Genomic DNA, 25,676 nt, shown 5'->3' with positions numbered 1-25,676 from the left:
CATTGCTCTGGTAAACCCACTGATTTACTCACAGTTACAGCTTGGCTTACTGACCACGAAATGCTTATCCGTATCGGCGGCAGAAATAAATTAGCAACTTTGGTAGACCGCACAGTGTCAGCTGTCAACATTGACGCTTTAGCCGAGTTGGTAATGGACAAATTCGTGCGTAGACAGTTAATCAAGGCTGGAAATGAAATTGTACATCTGGGTTACGAGACAGAAACTGAGTTACCACAAATCCTTGACCAATCAGAACAGAAAATTTTCCAATTATCTAATCAAACCCTATCTTCAAACACTGAACATAACAGCACGATTAACGTTGCTGCTTACGAGGATTTAAATTCAGGAAACCCCATTTACTCTACAGGACTTCATGAACTCGATAATTTGATGGTGGGGTTTGAAAGTGGCACACTCACCATAGTTGCGGGTAGGCCATCAATGGGAAAGTCCCAGATCGCCTTGTTTTTGGCTTTCCAAATGATACTACTCCACAATCTACCTGTGGTCATCTTCTCCTTGGAGATGACAAAGAAACAATTGGAGTACAGGCTGTGGAGTTTAATTAGTATTACCAACGCCTATAAGCATCTAGAGTTAACGCCACTAAAAAGCGATCGCATCCGCAGACATCGCTCAGGCAATAAACCCCTAGCAGACTGGGAATTTACAAGCATTGCCAAAATCGTCGGTGTTGCTTCAGACCTACCGCTTTATATGAATGACTCAAGGGGTATCACCGTTTCACAAATTGCATCAGAATGCCGTCAAATTAAGGCCAAAGAGGGAAAACTCGGGTTAGTTGTAGTTGATTACCTACAAATGATGGCAGAGGATTCAGGGGGCAACCGCAGCTATGAACTAGGAGATGTGGCCAGGGGACTTTACAAAATGGCAGGGGAACTGGATGTACCCGTGCTAGCACTGTCGCAAATCTCTAGGGGAGTTGAGGGCAGACAGAATAAGCGCCCAATGATGAGCGACCTCAGCCAATCGGGAATTTTAGAAATGGTGGCAGACAATATTATTCTTGCTTACCGGGATGAGTACTACAACCCAGACACTACAGACGCAGGAATATTAGAGCTAATCATGGCTAAAGCACGGCACGGTGAAACAGGTACAGCAACGGTGTTTTTTGACAAGTCTTATGGAATTATACAGAATTTGCGCTCCGGAAATATCTGAGTTCTCAAACTGCTGTCAAAACCATCCGCCTCCTGTATCGGAACTTTTACTGGGGGATATTGATAATAGCCCTAGTAAAAACAACCCTAGTAAAAAGCGCAGAAATTGGGGTGAGGGTAACGGCACTATTCATTGGCGCACCATTACTAGGGGTGGAAAGGACTATCCCCAGGCTTATTATCATTGGCAGGATAAAAGGGAGAAAGAAGACCAAGTACATTCCCAAGCGTTTACTGGGGGTTATTCAAGAAGCAGAGTTCAAGAAGCGCCCAATTAGAGAAATTTTGACATTACTGGGTGTTGTGCCTAGCCCTAGTAAAAACACATTACTGGGGGATATCGAAAATAACCCTAGTAAAGATGTCGAGCAGTCAGAAATACCCCCTAGTAAAAATAACCCTAGTAACGATGTCGAACAGTCAGAGATAACCCCCAGTAAAAACAGCCCTAGTAACGATGTCGAACAGTCAGAGATAACCCCCAGTAAAAACAACCCTAGTAAAACTAGACGACACAAAGGATTAGGTAGTGGCTGCATTCAGTGGAAAACCATCACCCTTCACGGCAAAGATTATCCTCAAGCTTGGTATCACTATGAGTTTTGGAAGGATGGCGATCGCCTGGTTAAAAAGTGCAAGTATATTCCAAAACGACTATTAGGGAGAATAGAGAAGCTAGAAGCAGATAAAGCGCCAGTTAGAGAGATTTTGTCAGTATTGCGAGTAAGATTATAAAAAAACCTCATCCTCAAAAAAGCCGCGCAAATCGTAAATATCGGGTAACTTTATTACAGGGTTACAATAATAATTATAATTTTTGCTTAATAGGATGCTGTAGTTGCGTTTGTCTGTGATCCAGGATTGCAACCTATTAATAATGAAGCTGAACCTGCCCTAAGATATGCTTTTTGTCATTGCACGGCGTATTAGCTATGGTATATGGTACGCGTACCTCTGAAGGTAGTTTGGCTTACTGTTCTGTCTTGGGACTTTAGGAGATGATGCAGAAGTACCCTTTAAGGCAATGAAGTAGCAATCAGTACTGAAATTGCTGAATGCGGGCTTTAATTTTGTGTTGGTAGATAAAGGAATACTAAATGCCTAAATGGAAACTAGTAACAGAATTTACATTTGATAGCGCCCATTACATTAAAGATTATGATGGGCCATGTGGTAGGATGCACGGGCACAGTTACAAAGTGCGAATTGAGGCAACATCATCGAAGCTACACTCTTCACAATATTGTCCCCATCCAGTTATGGTTGCTGATTTCAAAACCTTACGCTGGGCTAAACAAGACGTTACAAAAGGTGGGCTAGATCATTGTGTTCTCAATGAGGTATTGCCTCCTGAGTATGAAACGACAGCGGAGATGATTGCCAAATACATCTATGATGTAACCAAGAAGCAAGTGCCTTCTGATGTGCAGCTAAAGGTTGCAGTATCAGAAACTCCCAATTCTTGGGTAGAGTATGAAGATGACTAAATCACCCTTAACAAAACCCTTGGTTTCAACTAGCACAATTTCATGCCCTCGTATACTAATTATTACTTCTTGTACTGGAAAAAAGCATCATAACCCAACAAATCAGCTAACAATAGAAGATTTTAAAGACACACAAAGATTAAGAGAACGCACAGAATCACTTTCAGAATTCTCTTGTCCGTCTGGGCAGATGTACACAGGGCTGCAACATCTACGGCTAATGGAGGGGGTAGATATCTTGCGATCGCATTTTGGAAAAGAAGCAGTAGATGTAAAAATCATTTCAGCAGGTTATGGGCTAATCCCGGAAGACAAAGCGATCGTTCCCTACTCTGTCACCTTTAATTCGATGAAGAATGATGAAGTCTATTCGTGGGGGGATTATCTCAGAATCCATGAAGATTTTCAACAGGAAATTGTCGGATATGATTTAATATTTGTCTTACTTGGGGATAAATACCTGCGTACTTTAAAGCTACCAGTTAAGACTCATTCCCACCAAACTTTCATTTTTTTTGCTTCAAATAAAAGTATAAATTATATAGATTCAGGTAATGCCAAGCTATTAACTTTAACTCTTTCCAATAAGTCTGCATCGCGTTTTAGCTGTGCCTTAGTGGGTTTAAAGGGGCATCTGCTAAAGCTGATTGCTACTGAAGCCAGCAGAGTTCCACATTTATTGGAAAGTATATATAACAATCCAGAAACATTAGAAGAACTTCTAAATAAACAACCAAATCCGTTAGAACTACCTCTTGGGATTTCATTTTCAACAGAGAGTAAATTACATTTACAGAATAAAAGCCATAGAAAAAGTAAATATACAGAAGAAGAGTTATGTTCTATTCTAAAATTACCAGTTGCAGTTAATCAGCATTTAAAAATGCAATATTTTATTCCTGAATGGGATGATAAAGTAGATGCTGGATATGACTTTTTACAGGATAAATTTAGTCCTAATCGTAAGGCTTGCAAAGATGATATTTATGCTCATGAAGAAAAAATATATGAAAAGCCCAACTATGACGGTATTTTAGTATCTAAGATAGTTGTTGATAAGAGAAAATCCAAAAGAAATGATATAGAAGCAGCAGGAGGTATTCAAAAATATTTAAAATTCTCAGGAGAAATTATGGGGGATTGTGGAGCTTTTGGATATATCAAGCAGCCAGAACCTCCATATAATACTATAGAAATTTTAGATTATTATCAGCGGCTAGGCTTCCATTATGGGGTAAGTATTGACCACTTAATTGTGGGGCCATTTGCACAGCCTGGAATTAGAGAAGAACGTTACGATCTTACTTTGCGAAACGCAGAAGAATTTATATCAAAACACCAAAAATTTGGATATACATTTACCCCTATTGGTGTCGCTCAAGGTTGGAGTCCTGAAACTTATGCTGAGGCAGTAAAAAAACTGGTTGAAATGGAATATGACTATATTGCTATAGGAGGAGTTGCCAGGACACCTACCATAGAAATTTTAGAAATATTGAAAGAAGTTTATCAACATTTAACACCCAAAACTAGATTACATTTATTTGGAGTAGGACGTATTGATGCTCTTCCTTATTTCCGCCATTTGGGAGTAACTAGTTTTGACTCAGCAAGTCCATTACGTAAAGCTTGGTTTGATGCAGTAGAGAATTATCATACTTTAAGTGGTAAAGCTTACGCTGCTGTGCGTATTCCTTTTGTAGATAAGCAGTCACAACGAATTAAACATTTGTTATCGTCAGGTTATGAACGTGAAACTCTCAAGCAGCTTGAGCAAGAAGCATTAAAAGCTATTCGGGAATATGATAAAGGCAATATATCACTAGATGAATCTCTTAAGAAATTACTTGCTTACGATGAGTTATTAGAATTACCTCGCGACGGTATAGTAAACCCGACAGCTAAAGCTAGGCGTTTAAGACAACACACTCAATTGTATAGGGAATTATTAGAAGTAAAACCTTGGCAGGAATGTGAGTGTAAAATCTGTCAAAACCCAGACTGTAGAGTAGAAACAATTATTTTTCGTGGTAATGACCGTAATCGTAGACGTGGTTTTCACAACACTTATGTGTTTTATAAGCGGTTTCAAGAATTTTTGAATGCTGAAAATTGTAATATTGATAGTACGAAAGAATCAACCTAATCTAGAATTTAGATAAACTCAATTCTACTTTATTAAGATAGATATGAATATTGAACATAAATTCCTTCCAGTATTTTCAGTAGACTGGTTAGGTTTATTCAATAGATTAAGGAATTTACAAGGTAATTACGGTATCCTGGCACCTATCTCATCTAACAAAAGTCTTTTAAGAGATATCCGTGATTTTAATAAACCTTTTTTTATAGATAGTGGCGTTTTTGGTAATCAAGATTTTCCTTGGTATTATGAAACATATTCTGAATACTTTTATAATCGTTGGGTACGTAAACGAAAATTTGCTTCTGAACAACATTTGCGGCATAAAATCAGAGAATATCTAGAACGCTGCGATCAATTTTCGCCTGATTTTATTTTTACACAAGATATTTTTGGAGAGCCATTACTATCACTTCATTTAGCTAGATTAACTTGGGAAGAGTATTGGCAAAAGCCAAGGAAATATACTTTGATTGGTGTTGTTCAAGTAGGATATTCAATTTATAATTGGCAACAAAAGTTGGTTCCTCAATTAAATTCTTTTCCTCCTCATTATGATTCACCCAAAAGTTTTTTAACTTCTTTGATTAGTGTTTATCGGGATATTGGTTATGATTACATCGCCTTGGGCGGATTGTTGAAAGTTGATAAAACTAGAACTACAGGCTTAAAATTTGGTTTGTCTGTAGAGCAACTTGATGAACTATTAGCTTGGAGCCGACCAGAATTTGTTTTGGGAGGACTGGCGTTAACCCGAACAGAAGTGTTGAGAAAACACAATGTCTGGGCAGATTCTACTGGTTGGTTGTGGTGGAACGAGCAATATGACAGCAAGTTTCGCAACAGGAATGGTTTTCAAGAAGTTTTAATGTAGCTGCTACTTGTTATTTATCCAGTATTTTTACTGATTTATGTGTTTAGAACAATAAATCATAGGTGTTAGTTTTTCTTTTTTAAGGGAAGCATAATAAAGATATACTTACCTACCTCTGGGTGTACTACTGGTAAATTTATAGTGATGCAAATTGCTTTCTTACAAATCAAGCTGCAAAAATTAGCAAATTGGAAAATATATGGTGACAAGTTAGTTTGTGACTCACCTTTTACCACAGTGGTAGGACACCTAGAGTTATCCTGTTGCCTAAGCTTAGATTATGCTAGGCTCCGCGTTAACAGTGTCTCTGTGTTAGAGAAACTATCTTGGAGCAAGCGAATAGCACACGGATACAATACGCTATATGCGTGCTACGGTCAGGTTAATGCTAACGTACTTAGTGGACTGGGAGTATGATAATACTTGGTTCGTTGGTACGTTCCCAAAACAACAGCTTGGGCATAGGGAAGGTAATCGATATATCTGATACCCAGGCAAGTGTTGAGTATTTTTGCTCAGTTGGGCAACGGATAGAAAAAAGCTTACCCTTAAGTTCGCTATATCAGTTAAAACTAGAACGCCAAACTCGATGCTATATTTGCCTGGAAAGCCAAGAGGCATGGCTTATCGGCAGAATTTACGAATGGGATGAGGAAGTTGATAAGTATCGCATTGACTTACCTGATAAAAAGACGATCGCAGTCAACGAAGAACAAGTATACGTGCGTTGCAGTTTACCTCTAGCAGACCCCATCGAAACTCTGGCAATGAAGGGGCAAGAAACGCCCTATTTCCACGATAGACGGTTTGCTTTTGTTAAATGCTTAATTTTACAACGCGCTGTCAGTCGGGGAATGACGGGATTAATTTCTGCCAATATTAAACTTTATCCACATCAAGTTGAAGTTGTCCGTCGTGTACTTGAAGACCCCATTCAACGATATTTATTAGCGGATGAAGTTGGACTAGGAAAAACCATCCAAGCTGGTGCTATTCTTCGTCAATATTTATTAGATGAACCTTCTGGACGTGCGGTAGTGCTAGTTCCGCAATATTTACTAGAACAATGGCAGCAGGAATTAGAAAATAAGTTTTACATCTCCCACTTTCCCAAACGGTTAGCAGTGCTGGCGGTTGAGGATATTCACAAAATCAACCCGAAAGCGAATATTGGCTTGCTAATTTTAGATGAAGCACACCACATTGCAGCAATGGCGACCTCTAGCGATGCAACTGTGCTACAGCGTTTTGAGACTTGCAAAAATATTGCTCATAAAAGCGATCGCCTGCTTCTACTCTCGGCTACCCCGGTTCTCAACCACGAGCAAGATTTTCTAGCAATGCTGCATCTGCTCGATCCTGCAACCTATCAACTTGATGACTTAGCAGGTTTTCGTGAAAGGGTAGTAAAACGCCAAGAGATTGGTCGAATTCTCCTGTCCTTTAAAGAAGGTGCAAACCCCTTTGTCCTGAAAACTAATCTCAAAAATCTCCGTAACCTGTTTCCTGAAGACAAGTATTTACTGGAATTGGCAGACAATCTAGAAAATAGTTTACAAGCAAAAGCTAGCGATATAGTTGAAATTGTCAGGGCAATTCGTATCCATATTAGCGATACCTACAGACTTCACCGCCGGATGCTTCGCAATCGTCGCGCTTCCGTAGAAGATGTAATTTTTGACCGTAATATTACACTGAGAACCGAGTACGATTTAGATGAGCGATCGCCTGACATCCACGAACTAATTGAAGAGTGGCGTGATGTAGCTCCTGATGACAAACAATATCACCACATTTTTCTATTGTTTTTCCGTGCTTCTGGTACTTGGCTGGGTATTTTAAAACAGGTAATTCAAGCACGTTTAAGCGGTGTGTCCACTGCGGAATTAATTCAGGAATTTGGCGCTGATAGTGTTCGTATCCTGACTGAAACTCCTAAATTTGCTGGGGAAGCAGAGATTTTGCAAAGCCTACTGCGAATTATAGAACAACCTTCAGAGGATGGCGATCGCCTTGAATTACTCAACACAGTCATCCTCTATCAACTCTGCGAACCTTTAAAATTACAATCCTTGAAATCCAACCTCCCTAAATTGCTTGCAGAGGTTCAAAAACGGATAAAAAACCCCATACCGGGAGATAGTTTGCCTAAAATTGTTATATTTACCAGTTTTGTGCAAACTTGCACCGAAATTGTCCGTTACTTGAGCGATCGTTTTGGTAACGGGACTGTTGTCAGTCATCAAGTTGGACAAACTCCCTCTCAAATAGAGGAGAACTTAAATCGGTTTAAAAAAGATCCCAAATGCTTTATTTTAGTTTGCGACTCCTCCGGCGAAGAAGGTCGTAACTTACAATTTACCAACTACATGATATGTTTTGACTTGCCTTGGTCGCCAAATCGCCTAGAACAAAGAATTGGTAGGATAGACCGGATTGGTCGTTTATTGAAAGTTGAGTTTACAGTATTTGCTGGCGTAGACTTACCCGATAGTCTCCATGATGCATGGTATCGCTTATTGAAAGAAGGGTTTAATATCTTTGGGCAATCTATTGCCAGTCTCCAATTTTATGTTGATGAGAAATTACCCTTGTTAGCAGAAATTCTGTTTAAATCGGGTGCAAATGGACTATTAGAAAGCATAGAAATCATTCAAAAAGAAATTCAGCAAGAACAAGTAAAAATTAGCGAACAAAATGCCCTAGATGAAATTGATGCTCTGGATGAGAATGCTACCCAATATTTTCAAGCTTTAGACGATTATGATGCCCGTCATCAGGAAATCCAGCAAGTAACTGAAGATTGGATTTCTGATGCGTTGAGATTTCAGCCAATCACTAATCCTAATATATCAGCGCTTAAGCGTTATAAACCTACCGGAAATACATTAATTCCAGCAAACGATTTAAGCAGCAATTTTGCAGGGGTTTTAGAAGAATTTGGGACTTTTAACCGTAGGGTAGCAAATCAACAGCTTGGTGCAAAACTCTACCGCATTGGTGAAAAATTTGTAGAAGCACTATCATCTTATATCCATTGGGACGACCGGGGTCAAGCCTTTGCTATGTGGCGAGTTGCAGAAACTTGGGATTCTGGGGAAGGTGAAGAGTGGTATGGTTTCCGATTTAATTACGTTATTGAAACAAATTTAACGAATTACAAAAACACCACAAAAGATAAAACTTTGCAAAGACGCGTAGATGGGTTATTCCTGCCCATTGTAGAAAGTGTATTTATTGATGCACGATATGAACAAATGTGTGCTATTGAAGATGAAACACTATTAAATATCCTGCAACGTCCTTATAATGGCAAAGGCGGTAAATATCGAGATTACAACTTAGCCAAAAGCCGTTTATCTATTCTTGATAATTTTATTGAGTCTAGCAGGTGGCAAGAATTTTGCTATCATGCGCGTGATACATCTTTAGAATTACTCAGTCAGCGTCCTGAATTTATTTCATTATGTGAAAATAGCGCCATCCGTGCTGAACAAAAGTTAGGTAAGAGACTAGACCAATTGCGCTTGCGTCTCAATCGACTTACTAACCAAGAGCGAATTTATAATACGGTACTGGAGCAAGAACTCAATAACGAAACGGCATTAAACCAAGTAATTATCGAAGGAATTCGTCATCCTAGCATTCGTCTTGATTCTGTTGGTTTTATTATCGTTTCTGGGCGACCTCCAGCTAAATCTGAGGAGGATGATTTATGATTGACTCATTCTCAGAACTTCGGGAAATTCTTAAAACAGGTAAAATTCCTGAAGATATTAGTAATGTTTCAGAACCTTGTCATCGACGTTTGTTGGATGCGCTGCAAAACTCGCCTGGGTCTGGGGATCTTGTTAGTCTAGTGCGTCATGTATTGCGGCGCGAGGATGCAAAACAGGGTGGAAGTTCTGCAACGACTCTTTTAGTATCTTGCAAACCTCCTTTTCCTAATCGCAGTATTTGGGAGTCGGCTAGCATAACCGTGCTGCGCGAAGATAAAGAACACTATCTCATCAGCGCCCGTGTTTGGCAACCAGAATGGCTTGACCTGGCTGACCAATATCCGCCAGATGCACCTTTATTTAAAGAAGAAAACCGACGGAATTATGAACCCGTTGTCGGCGACCCGTTTTTGCAACTCGTAGAGTTAGATGCTTATCGTAGTATCGGACAGCGTGAAGCAATTCGTGCAGTTTTGACTGCTCCTGATAATTCAACTTTAGTAATTAACTTACCTACGGGTGCAGGAAAAAGCCTTTGCGCTCAACTACCTGCATTGCTGAACTCCAGAAACAATAATGGTGTCAGCGTGGTAGTTGTCCCGACTACAGCATTGGCTATTGACCAAGAACGGGCATTAAAACCTTTTGTACACCATGCCACAGCTTATTATAGCGATGATTCTGTAGAGGGTAAAGAAAGAAGAAAAGGGATGTGCGATCGCATTCGCGCCGGAACCCAAAGGATAATTTTTACCTCTCCTGAAAGTTTAATGGATTCTCTGGCATCTGCTCTGTATGAAGCAGCCAAACTAGGGATATTACGGTATTTTATTATCGATGAAGCGCACATGGTAGAGCAATGGGGTGATGATTTTCGTCCCGCCTTTCAAGAAATTCCTGGTTTGCGAAGAGATTTATTGCGTCTTAATTCTTTCACAACTTTATTGCTAACAGCAACTTTAACAGAATCTTGTTTAGATACCCTGGAAACATTATTTGGTCAAGATTTACAAGTTATATCTGCTGTACAGTTGCGACCAGAGCCTGCTTATTGGTTTAAGAAATGTGAGACTGAAGAACTTAGAAAAGAAAGGCTACTTGAGGCAGTCTATCATCTTCCCCGTCCGTTAATTATTTACGGAACTAAAGTTAAAGATGTAGAGGATTGGAAACGAGAATTAACCCGCGCTGGATTTAAAAGATGTGACCTGATGACAGGTAAATCTACTCCTCAGCAACGGGAGCAACTAATTGAAACATGGCGAGAAGGAAAGATTGATATAGTTGTTGCTACTTCTGCCTTTGGATTAGGTATTGACCAATCAGATGTCAGAGCAGTAATTCATGTTTGTATTCCCGAAACCATTGACCGTTTCTATCAAGAAGTCGGACGGGGAGGAAGAGATGGTAAAGCTTGTATGTCGCTAACATTATATACAAATGAAGACTTCAGTATTGCTCGTGGTTTAAACGAAAAATCGACAATTACTATCGAGAGAGGATTGCAGCGTTGGCAAAGTATGTTTGCGAAAAAAGAACCCCTAAAAGACGGTAAATATCGCGTGCCTATTAATAATCCTCCCTCTTTGCTAGAAAAAGATATTGATATGCAAAGTGACCAAAACAGGGCTTGGAATATCCGCACTTTAACGTTGATGAACCGAGCCAATTTAATTGAAATAGACTCAGAAGAACCTCCTCAGAAGAAAAACTCTGAATCAGAATCTGAAGAAGCTTATCAAGCAGCTTGGGATTTATACCGAAATTCTCGCAGTATTCGTATCCGCAATGAATGCCATTTAGAAAAATTTATTTGGGAATCTGAAGTTGAACCAGTTCGCCATCAACGCCAAAACTGGAGTTATAAAAACCTTGAACTGATGAAAGAAACTTTAAAAGCTAAACGTTGTATTTCAGAAATATTTGCACAAGCGTATAGTATTCCCTCACGTCACACTTCAGAACACAGAAATCCCGTGATAGTTTCTCGTGCTTGTGGAGGTTGTTCTGTTTGTAGAAAAAATGGAGTCACACCTTTTCCGGGAATAATGCCTACTTCTAGACCTGTATGGCAAAAACCTAATTTTATTCCAGGTAAAGAAATGCAAAGAGTGCTTGTAGGTGAAAAAATTCTGCTTATTTTCTATGATTCACTGGAACAATTAAATAAGTTTCAACGAGGTCGTAAATTGTTTAAGTGGCTAATAGAACAGGGTATGAGGAATATTGTAATTTCTCCAGAATATAATCAATTTTTGAAAGAAAGTAGTAGAATACATAACTCATTTATTTTTCTATTTGATAGTTACGAACCTGTACTTATGCCACGAATACCCACTCTGATTTTTCATCCTCTAGGAACACCTCTACCTGCAAAATATTTATCTAATTACAGTACATCAACCACAACGCGCATCATTTTACTTCCTATCAATACACCAGACCCAGAGAGAGAAGACAGACTATTAATTAATATTTTTTCAGGTAGATATTTTAAATTTGATGTATTTTGTACAGAGGTTAGTATATGAGTGTTTTAAAAACAGCTTTGGCTCATCCCAGTAGAATGCGGGGAATATTTAGATATTTACTTCATGCCCAAGGACAAAGGGAGAAGAGAGACGTATTAGAAAGAATATTATCTCCTGATAAATTGGTCGAACATTTAGCGAGTGAAGAAAAATCAAAAGACAAAAAACCCTCTCATCCCATGTTCAATGATGCTATTAGGGAAAGCATAAAATGTAAACTTTTAATCGAAGAGAATGAAGAAGTTACAATTAATCAAAATTTACCAAAAGATGCAATAAATCCTCAGCTTGGTGACAAGCTATTACCTGATACTTTTACTTACCTGTTTTTTAACTGTGATAATGAAGATGAAGCAGACTTTGGTCGGGTTTGTGCTTGGTATTTAGCACAGGATATTTATGATGCGCCTGGGACTTGGGAAGAAGTCGAAAATCGGGTTAGCGAACAAAAAGTGGGTGATTTTTTGAAAATGTCCAGCAGTCGCCTCTTTGTGCAAATGGACGACTGGATGCGCTACCTGGGTTTTGCATGGGGTCATACTTTGGGAGCTTTGGGAGAAAAACTAGTAAAAGTAACAGTTCCCGACCCGACAGCTTATATTAAACGAAATCTCAAGCTTTTGTTTAATGGACAACAAGAAATTACAATCCAAGATTTTATTAATAGATTAGCCAAACAATGTCCTTTATTTGAAACCGGAAAGTTTCGAGAAGAGGTAGAATCACAAATTGGTACACGCGAAACTAATTTTCTTTCTACCAGTACAGCTTTTGCCTTATTTCGACTTCACGATGAGGGTGATATTCAGCTTGAGAGACAATCTGATTCAGCCTTTATGATTTTACCAAAAGTCAATAACAAAGTTGATAATGATGGGCGAATTTCTCACATTATTTTGAAAGGAGAAAAATCATGACTTTTGAAAACTTTGTCTGTTGGAAGCTAGATATGATTCGTCAGGTGATGAATGTTGAAGCAACCCAAACTGCAAATCATTTGTTTCTAGCTACACATCATCCGATTGCAATGTACCGTCAGGACTCTATTAAGGCATTATCACAAAAGGAATATGATGAAGCACAGTTTCTCAAAGATTTTTTAGGTGAAAACGATTTTGCCTTTGTACCTGTTTTGGGTGAGACGGGTACGGGAAAATCTCACCTGATTCGTTGGTTGCAAGCTAATATAAAATCAACGGATAGACGGAAAGTGCTGCTAATTCCCAGAATTGGGACAAATTTAAAAGATATAATTGAAAAGATTTTAAATATTGCGGAATTTGAGGTAGATAAATTAGATGAGTACCGCAAACGTTTAAATCAATCGAGCCGGACTTTCACAGATAAGGGTGCAAGAGAACAATTATTAAATAATTTAGCTTTTCAAGTTGGCATTAACGGACAGCATACACGCGCTAAACTTGCTGACGAGGAAACTCAGGAATATTTAATCGAAAATTTACCTGCTTTGCTATATGATAATTTTTTTCGAGAACATTTATTAAGAGATGGAAAGATTATTCATCGTTTAGTAATTCATACACTGGGATATCAGTATACTATTGAAGATATCAACGAACGTCGTGAGTTTTCTATCGAAGATTTGCCTCTTAATATTTTAGCTATTCAAAAAGCTGGAGAAAAGGCACGAGAATTTTATAGTTTATTAATAAATGATGAGGATATACAAAAGCAAACTGTAACTTGGTTGAATGATAACTTAGATCCTGCTATCACCCAAGTTTTGAATTTTGGTAGAGAAGACTTGCAGCAATTAATGCGTGAAGTCCGAGAGACATTAGCAGAAAAAAATATTGAATTAGTGCTTTTAATTGAAGATTTCGCTAAGTTGCAAGGTATTGATAGGGAAGTTCTCGAAGCAGTTTTAGCAAAACCACAGCAAGGTGAAAATAAGCAATTATGTGCTATACGTACAGCCTTAGCTTGTACTACAGGTTATTTTAAAAATTTGATTGATACAGTGCAACAGCGCGTTACCTTCAGCGTCAATCTTAATATTGATACAGTTGGTGAGAAATCTTTAATTACTCAGGATGATATTCAAGTATTTGTTGCTAGATATCTGAATGCTGTTCGCTTAAAGGAACAAGACATTGAAAATTGGGCTAATTCTCAAAATAGAGATGAAATAGTAAGTGCTTGTAGCAAATGCGAACATTCCCACGCTTGTCATACAGGTTTTGGCCATGTTGAGGGAATGGGTCTTTACCCTTTCAATTCTAAAGCTTTAGAACAGATGTTTGGTAGGGTAAATCCAGATGAATTTAACCCCAGAATTTTAATTAGAGATGTATTAAAATACACTTTAGAAAATTCTATTGATGATATTGAAAATGGGCGTTTCCCTTCAGTTACTTTAGGGGAACACTTTGGTAACATGAAATTGGGTAAGAAAAGTAGGTTAGATATCCAAGCTAAAGACCCGCAAAACACCAAGCGTCGGGAGATATTTTTAGACCTGTGGGATGATAGTAATGAACTTTGTAATTTGTCGCCAGAGGTTCATACTGCTTTTAATTTACCTCTGCTTGATGTTAAGACTAAACCGAGAGAAATTCAGCAGATTACACCCCAACCCCTACCTCGTCCAGTAACACCAAGCGTTGTAGAACCTCCAGGGGAATATTTAGTACAAGAGATTCCAGAAACGCTGACAAAAAAACTGGAAATCCTAGACAGTTGGAACAATCAGGGAGAATTACCAGATGCGATCGCTAAAGATATCCGCGAGTTGCTTTTCCCCGCTATCATCGAAAAAATTGAATGGGATAGTGAAATGCTGCTAAAGGGTAGTTTCGTCGGTAGTGGTAAGTTGGTTCAGCAGCGTAATCTCATTTTCTATAACCCTAAAGTCAAGAGAGGGACTTATTCTGGGATTGTTTTATCGCTTCCCCTTAACCCAGATAAGGAACTTACAGAAACCGCATACATATTTGAAGGTATATTAAAATACAATTATTATAAAAACTGGAAGTTTCCCGATGGCGATCGCTATTTTCGCATATACGCAAAGTATTTAGAACGTTGGAGTCAGTACGTCGTCGAAAAAATTCGCCTTTATCCCCGCGAATCTGGTGAACCTTGGAACCCCGTACCTGCTGCGGTGGAATTGCTAGCGATTAGCGCCACGATGGCAGGGTATCCTACTAATACGCTCGAAAATCTGATTAATTCTTTGTTTATCGACTTAGATAAAAACGATGATACAACTCGTGCATATAGTTGGAAAAAGCTGTTTGATACCTTTAGTCTCAAGAGAAACCGAGAAGCATTATTAGATATTGTTAAAAGTCGAATTGCTTGTACAAAAGGCAGTAATTCAACGTTTCAAATTATTGATGCAATTCAAATTATTGAACCTCTAGAAAAAGTGCGTAAATATTGGCAACCTCAAGAGCAAATTCCTGAAGATGTCCGCGATAAGTTTCCAGAGTTGCAAAAGGTACGTCAACAAGTCGATGAACTCCTAGAGAAAGCTATCCAAGAAGAGTACGAACGTCAGTTAGATATCTATCAGCGTCTCATATCCGAATTGGGAGAATATTTTCAGACAAAGGATGTTATTCAAGCTATCAAAGATGCAATGGCAGCAGCACAAGATGCAGGTGTCTTTGATGGAAATTTTGAGGACATGATCAATGTGTTAAATTTATTCATGCCTAGAGCCATTAAAAATTATATAAAAACAATGAAGCAAATACAAGCAGAACAGACAATTCCAGAAACTAATATTCTTAAAATACTTGAGTATTTGGGTAAAGATTATCAAAAAGTTGATTCTAATTCTTCAGAATTTCTCTACCAGATAAATCATTTTTTAAATGCTTCAATTCTTAAGGCAAAAACTCGTATTGCAGAGTTAGAAAGACCTGATGGTGTAAACGTAGAATCCGGTTATCAATCATTCTGTGAGGGTTTAGCTAACTTACGGAGTCTCATGAACGAAATTAAAGGAGATACACCATGCTCTTAAAAAAAACACAGGAACTAAATGAATTATCTCAACGTAAAAAATCTCTGCAAAAGTTTGCAAGTAATTATAACACTATTCAAACTAGGCAAAAACAAGTTACTGATGCAATTGCAATCATTCAGCCGCTTGTAGAAGCATTAGCAGCTTTTCGCCAAAGGGGTATTGACAATATTAATTTAACTCAAAAAGTAGATTCAGTATTAAATTTTATTATTGATGCTGAAGATAACTTACAAAAAAACTCCGAGTGGATTCTTGAACCTAAAAACTTTAAAGGTAATATTTTAAAGTCCAATATAGAAAACCTAAAAACTACACTAGAACAGCAACTGAGCGAAGCATGGAAAAGCTACCGGGATCAACAAATGCCTAGCACTAACAATGAAATTCTTAATTTGCTGGCTAAAGTAGAAGCTTTTAAACAAACAGTTCGGCAAATTCAGATTATAGATAAAGAAGTAAAAAACGTTATTTATCCTAAAAATAATGCTGAATTTGCAATATATGAAAGTAAAATTGAACAATTAAAATATTATTGGAATAGTCTTAGTTCTGATGAAGTTCCCCAAGCTGTATTGCATTTTCTTCGAGCAGCAGCAGCCAATCAAGGAGCGCCTTTAAATCTTTTAACTTCAGAAGTTCAAGATTGGATTAATCAACATGGGATTGCTGATTCCTTAAAAATTCGCTTGATTTAAAATAAAGTAAGGGCAGAGCAAGGGTGACTACCAACTGGGATAAAATAATTAGAGAATTTTTAGATAAGTTGGAACGCCAGGAAGTTCAACTTTTGACGTGGGGAATTGTTGATGGGGGATTTTCTGAGGATGAAATTGCAGAACTTGCGGAAGATTTTATAAATACTTGCGAGATTGATGAAGATGTTTGGGATTTTTTAGACCAAATTCTCGATCGCAAATTGTTGTTTGAGTTCAACCTCAGAGGCGATCGCCTTTTCCGCACCAGGATGGCGGAAGCGGTGAGATTATTTGCCCGTCTTCGCCAACTGTTCCCGAATAATAATTGGCAAACATCTCCTACCTTAGTCGCTGATTATCGCCTACAAATCCGTCCGAGAATTTATCCCAAAAGGTATATTACGCCAGAAGCAGTAATTCAGCAGTTGGAAGCAGACAAACTGCTAACTCCCATACAGCAAAAAGCCGTTACAGCGATACTGCGATCGCCATTGCGCGGTGAGGTTCAACTTGCAGATTTCCAGCTACGCGCTACAAGCCGGATGCTGCGGGATTTAAACAGCACAAAAAGTCGCGGGATGATTGTCTGTGCTGGGACAGGAACGGGGAAGACTTTATCTTTTTACCTACCAGCACTGGCGCATATTGCAAGTTTGTTGAAAAAGGATGAGTATTGGTGTAAAGGACTGGCAATTTATCCCCGTAACGAACTTCTCAAAGACCAATTTTCTGAAACCTATCAAGAAGCACGTCGTCTCGATGCTGTCCTCAAAGCAGAAGGTAAGCGTAAAATTCTCATTGGTGCATTTTTTGGCTTAACTCCCAGAAGCGCAATTTTGGATCGGGTGCAGGATAAATGGGAAGCTGAAAGTGGTGGGTTTACTTGTCCTTACCTGCGGTGTCCCAGATGCGAGGGTGCGCTATCTTGGCGGCGGGCTGATGTGGAAGCTGGTAGAGAAAAACTTTCTTGTCTCAACCCATCTTGCGGTGCTGTTATCCAAGAAGATGAAGTAATTCTGACACGCGATCGCATGGCGAAAACTCCTCCAGACCTAGTTTTTACCAGCACAGAAATGCTAAATCGGTCTATGGGAGACTCCCGTTACGGTCATATATTTGGCATCGCGGCGGCGAAAAAGCCTCAGATAGTTTTGTTGGATGAAGTGCATACTTATACAGGTATCCACGGCGCACAAGTCGCTTACCTGCTGAGGCGTTGGCAGAAAATCATTCACAAGAAAGTCCAATTTACTGGACTTTCGGCAACTCTAGAAAGTGCAGCAGAATTTTTCAGTCAACTTACAGGTTTAAACCCTGGTTCAGTGGAAGAAATTTCTCCTGGTGAAGACCAAATTGCTGAAGGAATGGAGTATCAATTGGTTCTCAGGGGCGACCCAGTATCAGGAACAAGTCTTTTATCTACCAGCATCCAAACGGCGATGCTGCTGCGGCGTGTACTCGACCCATCTGAAGACCCCCCTAGTAAAGGTTTTTATGGTTCCCGTGTTTTCGCCTTCACTGATGACTTAGATGTTACCAATCGCTTATTCCATAACCTTTTAGATGCCGAAGGTCGAGACAGTTGGAGTCATCCCTTGCGCGGACGACAGCCATTAGCGGCTTTGCGATCGCATAGTGCAACTGATGGTAGAGAAAGGCTGATTGCCGCACAATCCTGGTTATTGTGTGAAGAAATCGGTCACGGTTTGCAACTTCCTTTGAATATTGGACGCACCAGTTCCCAAGATACCGGAGTTACGCCAAATGCAGATGTGATTGTGGCTACTGCATCTCTGGAAGTGGGATTTAACGACCGAGAAGTTGGAGGTGTCATCCAGCACAAAGCGCCGCGAGATATGGCATCTTTCTTGCAAAGGAAGGGACGGGCGGGACGACGCAGAACTATGCGACCTTGGACGGTGGTAGTGCTTTCTGATTATGGACGCGATCGCATTGCCTATCAAGGCTACGATATGCTGTTTAATCCGGTTTTAGAAAAGCGATCGCTTCCCATTGCCAACCGCTATGTTATTCGCATTCAAGCGGTTTTCGCCTTTATGGATTGGGTTGGACAGCAATTAGCTGCAACTAGAGGAAGTGTCTGGAGAGACTTTGCTACTACTGATTTATACTTAATTAACCGTCAGCGACTAGAAATAAAACTGATCGAGAACATCCTGGAAACAGAAGCAGGACAACGCAACTTAGAAACATATCTGCAATCAGCACTACACCTTACCAAAGATGAAGTCGAAGCAATTCTTTGGGAACCGCCAAGGTCATTGATGATGGCGGTGCTTCCGACTTTGCTACGGCGTTTAGAGTCTGGTTGGAAGCGCCTTCCGATTCAGCAAGATGAATCAGACAAAGACTATCAAACCCGTGACCCATTACCTGATTTTGTTCCCCCGAACTTATTTAGTGACCTGCTGTTGCCGGAAGTAACGATTACTACACCAGCACAGACGCGCAACGGTGAGCCAGATGTTAATTCTATGCCGATTGTCCAAGCCCTGAAAACCTTTACTCCAGGCAGGGCAACGCGCCGTTTCGGGGTGCAGCATATCTATGCAACCCACTGGATTGCACCGCCAGACTTGCAACAAAGAGAACAAGAATTACCCGTAGAAGATTATTGTGCCGAATTTGAAGAAGCAGGGTATTTTCAATTATGGCAAGATGGGCAAGTTGTAGATATTCGCTGCATTCGCCCTTGGGCAATTAATCCTACCCAAGTTCCGCCTAATATTTCAATTACCTCTAACGCCCAATTGGAATGGCGCAGTCAAATTATACCACCCGACTTGGGAATAAAACTCGAACTGCCTCAAGGTTCCCCGTGGTGCAAACTTATTACAGAAGTTTGTTGCTTTACTCATACTCAACAATCGCCGGTGGAAGTGCGGCGGTTTGCGATCGCATCCCATGCTAACATTCGCTTCGACAATGGCCAGGAACTTGATACGACAATTTGCTTCACCCAGAGACAAGATAGTAGTCCAGCATCTGTAGGATTTGCCCAATCTGTTGACGGTCTAGTATTTCGCTTTTGTATTCCGCCCAATTTCAACATCAGTCCCAGCGATTCCAATCAAGAGAAAATTCGGGCGTTTCGCACGGCATATTTCCGACATCGGGTATTGACAGATGCGAGATTGTGTGAATTAACAAATGTCTTTCAACGGGAATGGCTTTATCAAATATATATATCGATGCTGACCGCCCGCGCCTTGGCAGACCAAATCTACCTACCTGAAGCTTTTGAGATGCTTTTGGGTGAAAATATGGGTCAAGAAATGGCAAGGGTTCTGGACAATATCTTCCAAACCTTGAACGTCGAAGAAACCCTACTGGAACAAGGGGAATCTGCACCAGAACCAATTCAGGGACGGCAGAGGGTACATGATAGGTTGCTGGCACTTGGCAACGCAGACATCATCCAAACTATATTAAATGACCTCGCACCGATTCTCTGGTCAGAACCTGATGAAGAGTGGCATTCTTGGGCAGCTTTACGTTTTAAAGCGACCTTGGGAGGGGCGTTGCTGGATGCTTGCGGGCAATTGTGTCCCCACTTTGACTTGGGCGACCTGATTTTAGATATCGATCCTGGCCCGCGTCCACCAGATGCACCTGCTATTTCCGAGGGAATAGAGGAAATTTGGATAACTGAATCTACCATTGGCGGCGGCGGGGTGATTGAGGAAATCTTGCGGCGGTATGCTGCTGATCCGGCGAATTTTTTCCGTTTGGCGGAGAGTGCATTGTCACCTGGAGATTTTGAGATTGTGGACTCGGAACTTACTCGTTTACTGGAGTTAACCCAAACCAGTGCAGATGTTGCCGATGCAATGGCTGATGTGCGGTTAGCCGCAGGACATAGTGAATTAAAACAGGCTAGCGATCGCCTCCGCAAAGTCCTGTCCTCTGAGGGGATTTTGGTAACGCATCCGGTGATGACTGCAATTAACGCACGAGTTTTGCGTCCTGGAAGTACCCCGGAAACCGATAAACTACTGCTGGATTTGATTCGTTTGTGGCATCAGGAAGAAGCGCGTTTAGGTATTGAAATTGATGCGCGGGTGTTTGCCTATGTCGCCAGCAACGATGACAAGTTAGATCAGGCGTTGTCGCATCTTGGTTTAGTGCAGCCTAATCCCTATTGGCGGTTTCAAGTGATTTATGGGCTGTTGTGGGCGAGGGGAAATATAGTGCGATCGCGTGCCTTATCTTCCTATAATCCCTTTGCTGTGATTCCCAACGCAGATAGAGAAATTTTACTGGATGTTTTGCAAGTGGGCGATCGCACAGTTTGGCTGAATGAACCCAACTGGCGAGAACAGGTGGAGGAAGCGTTTAAGCAAGGTGCATCGGTTTCGCTGATAGCGCCTCCTGATGCGAGAGGAGATTTAAAGTCAGCGATTTTGAGTTTAGCAGTCGAACCGATGGAACTTGGGTTTTTGCAGGTTTATCCATTGGTCGAGGGGGTGCAGAGGTATCCGCGAGAGTTTGGGGTGAGGCTACGGGTGCGAGAAACGATGCAGTGATCATGTTACAAAAATATTTGTAGTATAAATTATGTATACTTAGTGAGTATACTTATTAAATTAATATTATGATTTAGAGTCACTTATTTTATTTTCTATGGTTCTAATTTTAGACTAGGAACTTCTCTTAGGAAAGACTGAAATAATTACAAGCTTTTGATAATTTACATTTTATTGAATAAGTAATAAATATAAAAAATGACATTTTCTGAAAATTTGTGGGATAAATTTCTAACTTACGATAATTTTCTGCTGGCTTGGCAAAGAACAATTAATGTTACTAGCCGTATGATTATTGATGAGTTGGGGTTTAAAATATTTGCCTTTAATCTCGAAGCTAATCTAAAAGATTTAATAAGGAAAGTACAAGCGGAAGATTTTCCCTATACACCGCTAGCAGATCATAAAGTGTATGTTCCCAAACCATCAACGACATTGAGAACAATGTCGTTGATGGCTGTACCTGATGTTATTGTTTACCAGGCTGTTGTTAATGTTATTGCTGACGAAAGTCATCAATATCTAGTGACTCACCAGAATCAACATATTTTTGGTAATATTTATGCTGGTTCAGGTAAACGCTGGATGCTCCGTCCCTGGAAACAACAATATAATAACTTCGTTAATTCTGTTGAAAGATTATACCGTAAGGGGAATTATTGGATTGCTTCAACAGATATTGTGTCTTTTTACGACACTATTGACCACGAAAGACTTATTCAGATTCTATGGAAATATTGTAGATGTAAAAGAGATAGTAAATTTGAAAACCTCTTGAGAGAATGTCTTTCAAAATGGTCAGCACATACAGCAGATGTAAAAATGAGTCGTGGAATTCCTCAAGGGAGTAATGCTTCTGATTTCTTAGCAAATTTATTTTTATATGAACTTGATAAAATAATGATTTATCAAGGATATAATTATGTACGCTATGTAGACGATATACGAATTCTAGGACGTGATAAGCAAACTGTTCAGCAAGGACTAATTCTTTTTGATTTAGAGCTTAAGCGGGCTGGATTAGTAGCTCAGGTCACAAAAACTAGCATTCATGAAATAGAGGATATAAATAAAGAAATTACACATTTACGCTTTATAATTACAGATCCCACAGGAACAGGAGAATATACTCTAGTTAAAGAACCTACTATTTCTCAAAGTGAACAGGCTGAATTAGCGGCAGATTACGTTAAAAAAACAAATACCAATAGTATAGACGAAGAAACAAAAGTATCAAATATTTATCCTGATTTGGATGAAGATTTAGATGAAGATTTAGATGAAGATTTAGATGAAGAAGAGGACGAAAGATCCTCTTCAAATAGAAATCTGAATATAGATACAGATGGAAATGAAAAACTGCAAGATCAATTGCGCGAGATATTTTTAGAAGCTTATTCACTTTTAGATAATTTAGACAAAAGTAAAGAAGCAGAATCAAATCTCACGTTTTGCTTGTACCGACTAGAACCTCATGAGTCAATACGTAAGCAAATAGTAGATTTACTTGACAGGCTGCCTTGGCGTTCTGAAGCTATATGTTATTGTTTAGGGCGTTTTAAAAACGATTTATTTATTATAGAAGAATTGCAAAATTTTATAAATAAACATAAGGTATATTCTTGGCATCGTGCGAATTCACTATGGTCTTTATATCAAATTAGTGGAGCTAAAAATACTTCATTTCTATGCCGAGAATGGCTAGCTGATACTCGACTAGATTGGTATGCCAGAATGATAGCTGCACGAATATTGGGAAAACTTCCTGCTCAACATTCTTATTTTATGGAATGCTTGCAGCAAGAACAGCATAATACTAAAAATGATCCAGAAGCTTCATCACTGCTGAGACAAGAGTTAGCTTATAGTGCTTTTCAGAGGATTAAATCACATGATAAGCTTTTAGCATTATTTCGTTTAATTTGTACTGATAAAAGCCCTATATTACATAGATTAGCTATTTATCTTCTACAAATGAATAAATGTAGAGTTACTTGGGATGATTTAAAGCCATATCATCAAGAAATAAGCAAGCTATCAGATTTAGTTAGAGATGTTGGCTTATCACCAGACGCACCAAAAATATGCTTTATCTACCAAACACTTTCAACTATGTATTACGTTTCATTTTCATCTAGCAATCTTTGTCTGTTTTATGGTGTGCATTACGAAAGAGCAGTTGAGCAGTTACGAGAATCTGTAAGTAGTTATCATAAATCACCTAATGCTTATATCAGAACTTTCCATCAATTTGCACATCTTACTTTAATTGCTTTTTATGAATATGCTTTTCCTTCAGAATCAGGATTACATGACGGCTATGCATCTCTCACAGACAGAAAAGTTTTCACCACTTCCCTTCCAAGTGGCTACGAAACATGGAAAGAACTTGGCTCTATGCGGAACCGTGTTGATCATCCAGTAGATAAAAAAACAAAATCACACTCCAAAAAGATTACTATTGAAGAAACGAAATTTTTTTGTAAAAAACTCAATGTTGCTCTCCAAGAAATTTTTGATTTTTGGCTAAGTTTGCCTCCTGTTCCTACTCCTACTACTTCTGTTCCTACTTCTACTACTTCTGTTCCCATATCAAAAGCATGATGAATAAACCAATCATCTAAATCTGAAAATTACTCGATCGCACCCACCCACACCGTTATAATCATTGATTAATTGAGGCACAATAGAACCAAAGGCACTGTGAACACACAATGACTACTCAATTGATGGTTCAACCCTCATCCTTAATGTCTTCTGGTATCAGGATGAGCGAATTCGGTGATATTTATCTTTTTAAATTTACCGATGAGCTACAGTCTCGCTTTGAAGAACTGTTGCAGAAGAAAAAAGCTGATACGCTCACTCCTGAAGAAGAAGCTGAATATGTAGGCATTTCCGAACTTGAGCGAATATTTACCTTGATTAACGCTCAACTAGCAGCCAAAAGTAAATGGTGTCCGAACAAACTCGAAGACTTGTAAGAAAACGAGCTGAATATCTCTGCGAATACTGTCACTCTCTAGAATACTTGAGTCCAGACCGTTTTACTATTACCCTATTAATCCAGGCAAAATAGAACTAAAGCATTATGAAAATATTATGACTAATCCAACCAGAGTTCAAAACTGATGCCGGATGAAACACCTGTAGATCCCTTTCTAGCCCAGTTATATGAAGGATACACCGAGGCGGAAGTAGCAGAAATAAAGCAGTATCTGGCTGAGTGGGATGCTTCTACCTATATCAGCGTAGCTCAGAGTATTTTAGACCATGCTTCCAGAAAAGAATTCGAGCCATTGAAATATCTGCGAAAAGCCCATAGCTTCAATAAAAAAAGAGCAGTCAGAGTTCCGAAAACAGGATATCGTCAAGATGGTTCAGCAGTCTATCGAAAAGGAAATGAATATTTAATTGTACGTCCCGATAATTTTGGTGTTGAAAAAATAGTCACTTATGGAGTAAATGATGACTAAAGCAACGCTCAATACTCAAAACCCTGAAATCACCAGAAACTACATCACTCATCTATTACAGCAGTTAACTGACGATTATAAAAACACTAAAGAAGAACGAAAAAAATTAGCTTCTCTATCACCCGTTTCCGATGAAGAATTTACTGTTTTAGAGGAAATCGAACTGTTAACAGTTGATATCCGAGGCTATGCCAGTCAAATTCAGGCAAGGGGTAGGATTGAAAATGAACAGCAGGCTATTGAGCGTTTGCAAACTATGCACGTCTTTGATGTTCCTGCTATTGCTCAATTTTACTTTGTCACCGATGGAGACTACAAGCAAATAAAAGCTTATATTAGAATGCTCGATTACTTACGCTTGCTGATTTTAGAATATTTGCGCTCGTGCCAAAATTTACAACAAGAATCTGCTCAGATTGAATAAATTAAATGCCATCCCGCTATATTCACTCCCGCCTAAGTTCCCGCCAAATCCCTGACTTACTCCAAACAATCTTCGTCGCCGAACTGATCACCCCTAGCCAATGCGTGTGGCTTGTTTCCCCGTGGATATCTGACATCCCCGTTATCGATAACACCGCCAACACCTTCCTATGCTTAGAACCCTCATGGAGTCGTTCCCGCATTCGCCTCTCCCAAGTCCTCGCCACCCTAGCCGAACGGGGAACAACTGTACACATTGCTACCCGTCCCGACTCTCACAACCACAGATTTATTGAACAAATCAAAGGCAAAACTGATTATCAGGACGTTCCCGTGCGATTCCACATTACCGAAGAACTCCACGCAAAAGGTATCCTGGGAGATGGGTATTATCTTGCAGGTTCGATGAACTTCACCTACAACGGCATTACAATCAATGAGGAAGTTGTAACTTATGAAACATCCCCAGAAGCGATCGCCGAACAACAGTTGATTTTTACTAACCGATGGGGAGGGGCGTAATGCTATTTTGGATTATTTAATTTTTATCCTGTAACGATTTGAGTATTTTTTATTACACATCCTACTATA

Annotated in this window: 16 protein-coding genes; all 16 read left to right on the top strand. The window is 39.4% G+C overall.

What is annotated here, in order from left to right; translation table 11 throughout:
• Positions 1–1,194 (top strand): replicative DNA helicase (locus tag CDG77_RS17975; RefSeq protein WP_094330708.1); only part of this gene is annotated, 1,194 nt, incomplete at its 5' end.
• A 110-nt stretch (positions 1,195–1,304) separates the two neighbouring features.
• Positions 1,305–1,928 carry a hypothetical protein gene (locus CDG77_RS17970; RefSeq protein WP_223269857.1) on the top strand — a complete coding sequence of 208 codons (624 nt, stop codon included), beginning with the start codon at positions 1,305–1,307 and terminating at the stop codon, positions 1,926–1,928.
• Between the two features lie 362 nt (positions 1,929–2,290).
• Positions 2,291–2,680 carry a 6-pyruvoyl trahydropterin synthase family protein gene (locus CDG77_RS17965; protein ID WP_094330707.1) on the top strand — a complete coding sequence of 130 codons (390 nt, stop codon included), beginning with the start codon at positions 2,291–2,293 and terminating at the stop codon, positions 2,678–2,680.
• Positions 2,673–4,826, top strand: coding sequence for a tRNA-guanine transglycosylase DpdA (dpdA, locus tag CDG77_RS17960; protein ID WP_223269856.1), 2,154 nt, complete (start codon positions 2,673–2,675; stop codon positions 4,824–4,826). The genes CDG77_RS17965 and dpdA overlap by 8 nt, the downstream gene beginning before the upstream one ends.
• Before the next feature lie 43 nt (positions 4,827–4,869).
• On the top strand, positions 4,870–5,697 hold the full coding sequence (locus CDG77_RS17955; RefSeq protein ID WP_223269855.1) for a hypothetical protein: 828 nt from the start codon (positions 4,870–4,872) through the stop codon (positions 5,695–5,697).
• 413 nt (positions 5,698–6,110) lie between these two features.
• Positions 6,111–9,416, top strand: a complete 3,306-nt coding sequence (gene dpdE / locus CDG77_RS17945) for a protein DpdE (RefSeq protein ID WP_094330705.1) — start codon at positions 6,111–6,113, stop codon at positions 9,414–9,416.
• Positions 9,413–11,947, top strand: a complete 2,535-nt coding sequence (gene dpdF, locus CDG77_RS17940) for a protein DpdF (RefSeq protein WP_094330704.1) — start codon at positions 9,413–9,415, stop codon at positions 11,945–11,947. The genes dpdE and dpdF overlap by 4 nt, the downstream gene beginning before the upstream one ends.
• A complete protein-coding gene (dpdG, locus tag CDG77_RS17935) occupies positions 11,944–12,864 on the top strand; it encodes a protein DpdG (RefSeq protein ID WP_094330703.1) in 921 nt (306 codons plus the stop codon). Before dpdF ends, dpdG begins: the two co-directional genes overlap by 4 nt.
• Positions 12,861–15,941 carry a protein DpdH gene (gene dpdH, locus CDG77_RS17930; protein WP_094330702.1) on the top strand — a complete coding sequence of 1,027 codons (3,081 nt, stop codon included), beginning with the start codon at positions 12,861–12,863 and terminating at the stop codon, positions 15,939–15,941. Before dpdG ends, dpdH begins: the two co-directional genes overlap by 4 nt.
• Positions 15,932–16,639 (top strand): hypothetical protein, encoded by a 708-nt coding sequence (locus CDG77_RS17925; RefSeq protein ID WP_094330701.1) that lies wholly within the window; start codon positions 15,932–15,934, stop codon positions 16,637–16,639. Before dpdH ends, CDG77_RS17925 begins: the two co-directional genes overlap by 10 nt.
• A 23-nt stretch (positions 16,640–16,662) precedes the next feature.
• Positions 16,663–21,186, top strand: coding sequence for a protein DpdJ (gene dpdJ, locus CDG77_RS17920; protein ID WP_094330700.1), 4,524 nt, complete (start codon positions 16,663–16,665; stop codon positions 21,184–21,186).
• Positions 21,187–21,384: 198 nt separating this feature from the next.
• Entirely contained in the window at positions 21,385–23,790 is a 2,406-nt protein-coding gene (locus CDG77_RS17915) for an RNA-directed DNA polymerase (RefSeq protein ID WP_094330699.1), read from the top strand.
• 110 nt (positions 23,791–23,900) lie between these two features.
• Complete coding sequence (locus CDG77_RS17910; RefSeq protein ID WP_094330698.1) at positions 23,901–24,170, top strand: hypothetical protein; 270 nt, start codon at positions 23,901–23,903, stop codon at positions 24,168–24,170.
• A 147-nt stretch (positions 24,171–24,317) separates the two neighbouring features.
• Complete coding sequence (locus CDG77_RS17900; protein ID WP_094330697.1) at positions 24,318–24,662, top strand: hypothetical protein; 345 nt, start codon at positions 24,318–24,320, stop codon at positions 24,660–24,662.
• The gene (locus tag CDG77_RS17895) at positions 24,652–25,086 is read left to right on the top strand and encodes a hypothetical protein (protein WP_317615927.1); all 435 of its coding nucleotides are present in this window, start codon (positions 24,652–24,654) and stop codon (positions 25,084–25,086) included. Before CDG77_RS17900 ends, CDG77_RS17895 begins: the two co-directional genes overlap by 11 nt.
• Before the next feature lie 5 nt (positions 25,087–25,091).
• Positions 25,092–25,607 (top strand): phospholipase D-like domain-containing protein DpdK, encoded by a 516-nt coding sequence (dpdK, locus tag CDG77_RS17890; protein ID WP_094330695.1) that lies wholly within the window; start codon positions 25,092–25,094, stop codon positions 25,605–25,607.
• Positions 25,608–25,676: the final 69 nt, after the last annotated feature.

This window comes from Nostoc sp. 'Peltigera membranacea cyanobiont' 213 (assembly GCF_002245975.1).
In the GTDB taxonomy this organism is placed as follows: domain Bacteria; phylum Cyanobacteriota; class Cyanobacteriia; order Cyanobacteriales; family Nostocaceae; genus Nostoc.
This window is presented reverse-complemented; position numbering and strand designations above follow the sequence as displayed.